Raw genomic sequence first — 6375 nt, 5'->3', positions numbered from 1 at the left:
CCGGCTCCCACAGGATTGGCAGTGGTCATGCGATAGATGCAGTACCTGTGGGAGCTGGCTTGCCAGCGATGGGGCCAGTCCAGCCAATACATCAGGTGGTGTCTGGATTGCGAGCGCTTCGCACTCGATCGCGGGTCGAGCCCGCTCCCACAGGATTGGTGCAGGGCCCGCGATGAGGTCATTAGATAGACAAATTCAGTACCCGCTCACCCTGGGTACTCCCCGCAGGCTGCCTGCGGTTCACCGCCAGCTCGCCCATCTTGATCAGGCGCGTGCGGGTGACATTGCGGCTCAAACCCAACAAGTTCGCCGTATGCACCTGGTTGTAATGACTGAACCGATACGCCGCGCGCAACAGCGCATCCTCGACCTTCTCGTGCAAGGCACCCGCGGGCTGCTCGAACAGCTTCTGGAACGCCCGCTGCAGCAGCCCTTCAGCCGAATCATCGGGGCCAGGGCTGTCGTCGGCGCGCTCGATGCGCATGTTCGACAGGCGCAGGTCGTCCTGGCGGATCACCCCGTCGCGGCAGATCAGCAAGGTGTGATGGATGACGTTTTCCAGTTCGCGGATATTGCCCGGCCAACCGTAACTGCACAGCTTGGCTTCGGCCTCGCTGCTAAGGCTGACGTCGCCATAGCCCAGGCGCTGGCTGTAGGCCTGGATGAAGTGGCGGGTCAGCGGCAGGATGTCACCCGGGCGCTCGCGCAGTGGCACCAGTTCCAGGCTGACCACGTCGAGGCGGTAGTACAGGTCTTCGCGAAAGTGCCCGGCGTTGATGGCTTTTTCCAACTGCACGTTGGTTGCCGCCAGCACCCGTACATCGATGGGAATGCTCTTGCGCGAGCCCAGGCGCACCACTTCACGTTCCTGCAACACGCGCAGCAGCTTGACCTGGATCGGCATCGGCAAGTCGCCGATCTCATCCAGGAACAAGGTGCCGCCATTGGCCTCTTCGAACCAGCCGGCCTTGGAACCGAGGGCGCCGGTGAACGCGCCTTTTTCGTGGCCGAACAGCTCGGCCTCGACCAGCGATTCGGAAAACGCCCCGCAGTTGACCGCGACGAAAGGCTTGTCGCGCCGCCCGCTCAAGTTGTGGATGTGCCGGGCCACCAGCTCTTTGCCGGTGCCGGTCTCGCCGATGATCAGCACGCTGGCTTCACTTGGCGCGACCCGTTGCAGGTGCGCCAGCAAGGCCCGCGACTTGGGGTCTTCGAACACCTGCGCCGTGGCGCGGATCGAGGTGGCCAGGGCCGGGGAGGGCGGTAGGGTCAACAATTGCATGGCGGTCACACTATGAGTAGAAGGTCGGAGTCGGCAATTGCCCGCGCAGGGCCCATTCACCGAGTTCGTGCAGCTTGTAGTCGAGCGGGTCGTGCAGGCTTTGCGTGCGCAGGTTGCGCCAGTGCCGGTCGAGGCCCACCGAGGCCTGGGTGGCACGGGCGCCGGTAACCTCGAAGACCTTGCTGCAGATCTCCAGGCCATCCCGGCTGGCGGCGACCTTGGCGGTGGCGATGGTCACCGCCAGGCGCCCGCGCTGTTCGGCACTCAGCGCCGCGCCCTTGGCCCAGGCCTGGTCCAGCGCCTGGGCGGCCTGCTCGACCAACAGGCGTGCACCCTGCAGGCGCACCCAGAAGTCACCGAAATGGTTGAGTACATAAGGGTCGGCGCTGCTCTGTTCGGCCGCTGACTTGAACCACGGCCGCGATTCGCGCAGGGCGTAATGCCGGGCCTCCTCGAAGGCGCCTTCGGCGATGCCGAGGAAGATCGTGGCGAAATGCAGTTGGGCAATCAGCGGCCGCAGGCAGGCGAACGGTGTGCTCAAGGGGCCGGGGTTGAGCAGCAGGTCGCTTTCTTCCACCCGTACCCGTTCGAAGGTGGCGCTGCCGCTGTCGGTCTGGCGCTGGCCCATGTTGTGCCAGTCGTTGTGCAAGGTGATGCCGGTGCGGCCACTGGGAATCGCGGCGATCAACAGCTTGCCGCCGGCGTTCTCGTCGATTGCCGAGGCGATGAGCATCTCTGAATCGCTGGCGCCGGAGCAGAAGCTTTTTTTGCCGGAGAATTCACGAAAACTACCGCGGTCCTTGACCACCGTGCGGGTGTCCAGGGGGTTGAGGGCATTGCCCCAGAACCAGCTTTTGCGCGCGGTCAGTTCGAACCAGGGCTGCCACTGCGCCGGGGTGGCGAACAGGCGCACGGTGGCGAGCATCAGGTGATGAAAGCCGAACACATGGGCCAGCGAGCTGTCGACCCGGGCGAACTCACGTACCACCTCGAAGGTTTGCGACCAACTGGCGCCCAGGCCGCCGAAGTCGCGGGGGATACTCAAGGCCAGCAGGCCGCTGCTGCGGATGGCATCGCGTTCGGCCTTGGGCGTACCGCCCAGGCGGTCGCGTTCGACCGCGGTGCGGGCGAACTCATTGGTCAGTTCCCGCGCGATTTGCAGAGGGGTCGATGGCGTGCTGTGCAAAGGTTGCGCTCACTTGCTCTATGAGGGTGGCACTGATGCTAAGGGATCTAAAAAACTGAAAATAAATAACTTATAGGACTTTCGATATGTCGATTTACATATCTCTTTTAGTTCTATATTTGTACGTATTTATTCTTTTTAATTTTATTTGCTCGGGCGCACTCTGCACTTCAAGCACTGCGCGGCAGTGCACCCTAGGACGAGGAAGCAGCGCATGACCATCAAGGCGATCAACGTACGCAATCAGTTCAAAGGCACGGTCAAGGAGATCATCGAAGGCCCGGTGGTATCGGAAATCGATGTGCAGACCTCCGCAGGCATCGTCACCTCGGTGATCACCACCCGCTCGGTGCACGAGCTGGAACTGCGGGTCGGCAGCGAAGTGATTGCCTTCGTCAAATCCACCGAGGTGTCGATCGCCAAGCTATGAGGCCTTGCCCGCCAGCTGAAAGCGACATACCTGACCACCACGCAGCATGCATTCCAGGTGCTGCACATCCCCGCCACCCAGGCTGCCGATCAGCGCCAGGTCGAGCTCACAGACTTCAGGGTGAGCCTCGGCCAGCTGATGGAACACGCAGTTGTGGGCGATGATCTGCGCCGGGCCCCCGGAGCGGAAAAATACCTGGGATTCGTAGCCGACTTCCTTCATCTCATCGATGCTCATGTCCGTAGCCCGATAGAGCAGGGCGGTGAGCAACGCCTGTTGGGTGTGGCCAAGGCCTTCGAACATCAGTCGACCTCGCTCAGAACTTGTCCGGGAACTGCTTGACCAGCGCCGCCGTCAAGGCATTGGCAAGGCTGAGGATATACTCGCGCATGTGCTGCCAGTAGGGTATTGAGTGTCGCTTCTGGCAGGTAGGGGTTGGCACTGGCAAGGAACTTGGCCAGGGCCTTGGCGTTGTTGCTCAGATCGGTTACAGCATACAAATATGTCGTTATTGCCTGGGCTGCCGAATGGTCGCTGCCCGCCGACGGGCGGTGGGCAGCGGTTCAGGCCGGCTCAGCTTTTGGCCGCTTCCGGCAGGATCATGTGGCTAGGCGCTTGCGCCGCCTTGCCGCGTGCCACGCAGTAATACAGCACGCTCGGCACCACCAGGCCGATGATCCACGACAGGTCGACACCGCCCAGGTGGGCAACCATCGGGCCGGTGTAGAGCTTGGTGGAAATGAACGGCATCTGCACCAGCACGCCGACGGTGTAGACGATGATGCCCGGCAGGTTCCAGCGCCCGTAGCGGCCGTTGGGGTCGGCCAGCGCCGGCACGTCGTAGCGTTCCTTGGTGATGAAGTAGTAGTCCACCAGGTTGACCGCACTCCAGGGGACGAAGAAGGTCAGCAGGAACAGGATGAACGACTTGAACGCCGCCAGGAACGAATGCTGGCCGAGCAGGGCGATCAGGGTCGAGGCACCGACAATGGCCAGGACGAAGAACAGGCGCTGGCGGCGCGTCACTTCGATGTGCCCGCGAAAGCCACTGATGATGGTGGCGATGCACATGAAGCTGCCGTAGGAGTTGAGGGTGGAGATGGTCACCTTGCCGAAGGCGATGCTGAAGTACAGCAGCGCGGCGGTCGCGCCGGTACCGCCCAGGCCGACGATGTAGGCCACTTCACGGCCGGAGAACTGGCCGTTGGCAATGGCCGCAGCGAACACCCCGAGCACCATCGATGCCTGGGCGCCGACCACCGAACCCAGGCCTGCGGCGAGGAAGGTCTTGAACGATGAGGTGTTGCTCGGCAGGTAGCGCGAGTAGTCGGCGACATACGGGCCGAAGGAGATCTGCCAGGACGCCGACAGCGACACCGCGAGCAGGAACGAGGCCCAGGTGAAGTGGCGGTTTTCCAGGAGCTGGCCGATGTCGCTGATGACCATGATGCGGCTGAACAGGTAGACGAAGGCGATGATCCCCAACACGCTGGCGACCCGGCCGATCCAGTGGATCATACGGTAGCCGAACACCGTGGCGAGGACGATGACCCCGGCGAAGATCAAGATGCCGGCACTGTCGCTGACGCTGAGCAACTGGCCGATGGCCTGGCCCGAGAGCACGGTGCCGGTGGCGGTGAAGCCCAGGTACATCAGGCACACCAGGGCAATCGGGATGGCCGCGCCATACACGCCGAACTGCACGCGGCTGGAGATCATCTGCGGCAGGCCGAGTTTCGGCCCCTGGGCGGCGTGCAGGGCCATGACCGCGCCGCCGACCAGTTGGCCGAGCAGCAGGCCGATCAGCGACCAGAACACATCGCCGCCGAGCACCACGGCCAGGGCCCCGGTGACGATTGCGGTGATCTGCAGGTTGGCGCCCAGCCACAGGGTGAACTGGCTGTACAGGCGTCCGTGTCGTTCGTTTTCCGGGATGTAGTCGATCGAGCGGCGCTCGATCAGGGGCTTGCTGCGCGAGGCATTGGCCTGGGTCATTGCTCGGGATCTCCGCCTATTGTTGTGTTGTCGCGGTCGGGTCGCCAGTCGATCGCAAGTGGGCGACTGAAACAGATATGAGCATGTATATACAAATACGGTCAAGTGAAGGTGTCGGCTTTGATGCGCCCATCCGTCGCGATAGGTGGGTGCGATGATTTCGGGCATAAGGTTATGCTGTTGCGAAATATTACAAAGCCGGTGAGGGAACAATGCCATTAAAGGACTTGCTGTTGGCGCTGGTGGTGATCGTCGCCTGGGGCGTCAACTTCGTGGTCATCAAGGTTGGCCTCGATGGCCTGCCGCCGATGTTGCTGGGGGCCTTGCGCTTTGCCCTGGTGGCGTTTCCGGCGGTGCTGCTGGTCAAGCGCCCGCAATTGCCCTGGTGCTGGCTGATCGCCTATGGCGCGACCATTTCCCTGGGCCAGTTCGCCTTTCTGTTCGAGGCCATGGGTAACGGCATGCCGCCGGGCCTGGCGTCGCTGGTGCTGCAATCCCAGGCGTTCTTCACCCTGTTTTTTGCCGCGATCTTTCTCGGCGAGCGGCTGCGCGCGGCCAGCGTGCTGGGCTTGCTGGTGGCCGCCGGCGGCCTGACCCTGATCGGCAGCGAGAACGGCGCCAGCGTGCCGTTTTTCGCCTTGCTGCTGACCCTGTGCGCCGCGTCGATGTGGGCTATGGGCAATATCATCACCCGGCGTTTCGGCAACATCGACCTGGTGGCTCTGGTGATTTGGGGTGGGCTGGTGCCGCCGCTGCCGTTCCTGGCCCTGTCCTGGTGGCTGGAAGGTCCCGAGCTGATTGAACGCTCGCTACGCGACATTGGCTGGAGCTCGATTTTGTCGCTGGCGTACCTGGCTTTTGTAGCCACCATGCTGGGCTACAGCTTGTGGAGCCACCTGCTGTCGCGTTACCCGGCGGGCAAGGTGGCGCCGTTCTCGCTGCTGGTGCCGGTGGTGGGCCTGAGTTCCTCGGCGCTGCTGCTGGATGAGCGCCTGACACCGCTGCAAGGCTGGGGGGCGTTACTGGTGATGGCCGGGCTGTTGGTCAACGTTTTCGGCCCGCGCTTGCGCCAGCGAATGCTGGCCCGGTTGGCCGATTAGGGCAAAGCATGACCGCCGACAATGTTTGCTCGGCGCAGGGTGGTTAGCGTCTTGTGGGTTGTGCATTGGAAGGCACGGCTCTAATATCCAAGTGTTTTCTTGTGTTATTGCGCTCAACCACCACGGACGTACAAATGGATTTGCATACTTCCCTCTGGCTGTTCCAGGCCGTTCAGGCCATTGGCCTGAGCCTCTGGCTCTGCATCGCGGTACTCAACAACCTGCAGGCGTTTCGCGCCTCTCTCGGTGCGGTCGGCGCGACCATGGCGATGGCGCCGCTGCGCCAGGCACCGACCATCGACTTCCCGCTGTTGTCCCGGGCCCTGCATTCCACGGCTGCACATCGAATCGCCCTGGTGGTCGTGCTGGTGCTACAGGTCGC

General features: G+C 62.8%; 6 protein-coding genes and 2 pseudogenes. 3 read left to right on the top strand and 5 right to left on the bottom strand.

The features are described from left to right. Window positions 1–181 precede the first annotated feature (181 nt). Both UW3_RS0126170 and UW3_RS0126165 read right to left on the bottom strand, forming a co-directional pair. Window positions 182–1282, bottom strand: coding sequence for a sigma-54 interaction domain-containing protein (locus tag UW3_RS0126170; protein ID WP_010227094.1), 1101 nt, complete (start codon window positions 1280–1282; stop codon window positions 182–184). Between the two features lie 10 nt (window positions 1283–1292). Further along, entirely contained in the window at window positions 1293–2468 is a 1176-nt protein-coding gene (locus UW3_RS0126165) for an acyl-CoA dehydrogenase family protein (RefSeq protein WP_010227093.1), read from the bottom strand. Window positions 2469–2682: 214 nt separating this feature from the next. Between UW3_RS0126165 and UW3_RS0126160 the strand changes: the two genes are divergently transcribed. Next, a complete protein-coding gene (locus UW3_RS0126160; RefSeq protein WP_010227092.1) occupies window positions 2683–2898 on the top strand; it encodes a TOBE domain-containing protein in 216 nt (71 codons plus the stop codon). Here the strand turns inward: UW3_RS0126160 and UW3_RS0126155 are convergent. The 3 genes and pseudogenes from UW3_RS0126155 to UW3_RS0126150 all read right to left on the bottom strand — a co-directional run. Then, a pseudogene (locus UW3_RS0126155) lies at window positions 2893–3114 on the bottom strand (helix-turn-helix transcriptional regulator); the annotation flags it as partial. The gene UW3_RS0126160 and the pseudogene UW3_RS0126155 overlap by 6 nt on opposite strands. A gap of 100 nt (window positions 3115–3214) precedes the next feature. Beyond that, a pseudogene (locus UW3_RS30365) lies at window positions 3215–3434 on the bottom strand (hypothetical protein); the annotation flags it as partial. 37 nt (window positions 3435–3471) lie between these two features. Continuing rightward, window positions 3472–4893 carry a purine-cytosine permease family protein gene (locus tag UW3_RS0126150; RefSeq protein WP_010227090.1) on the bottom strand — a complete coding sequence of 474 codons (1422 nt, stop codon included), beginning with the start codon at window positions 4891–4893 and terminating at the stop codon, window positions 3472–3474. Window positions 4894–5105: 212 nt separating this feature from the next. Between UW3_RS0126150 and UW3_RS0126145 the strand changes: the two genes are divergently transcribed. Continuing rightward, window positions 5106–5993 carry an EamA family transporter gene (locus tag UW3_RS0126145; protein WP_026001554.1) on the top strand — a complete coding sequence of 296 codons (888 nt, stop codon included), beginning with the start codon at window positions 5106–5108 and terminating at the stop codon, window positions 5991–5993. A gap of 134 nt (window positions 5994–6127) precedes the next feature. Then, on the top strand, window positions 6128–6375 hold a 248-nt coding region (locus UW3_RS29160; RefSeq protein WP_010227086.1), incomplete at its 3' end, for a DUF2165 family protein.

Origin of the sequence: Pseudomonas donghuensis (genome assembly GCF_000259195.1) — a bacterium.
In the GTDB taxonomy this organism is placed as follows: domain Bacteria; phylum Pseudomonadota; class Gammaproteobacteria; order Pseudomonadales; family Pseudomonadaceae; genus Aquipseudomonas; species Aquipseudomonas donghuensis.
The sequence above is the reverse complement of the archived record's forward strand: the minus strand, read 5'-3'. Positions and strand labels throughout refer to the sequence as shown.

What these genes read in the sequence shown, in the direction of transcription:
- UW3_RS0126160 (WP_010227092.1), top strand. Translation starts at nt 2,683, where the DNA reads ATGACCATCAAGGCGATCAACGTACGCAATCAGTTCAAAGGCACGGTC.
- UW3_RS0126145 (WP_026001554.1), top strand. Translation starts at nt 5,106, where the DNA reads ATGCCATTAAAGGACTTGCTGTTGGCGCTGGTGGTGATCGTCGCCTGG.
- UW3_RS0126170 (WP_010227094.1), bottom strand. Translation starts at nt 1,282, where the DNA reads ATGCAATTGTTGACCCTACCGCCCTCCCCGGCCCTGGCCACCTCGATC.
- UW3_RS0126150 (WP_010227090.1), bottom strand. Translation starts at nt 4,893, where the DNA reads ATGACCCAGGCCAATGCCTCGCGCAGCAAGCCCCTGATCGAGCGCCGC.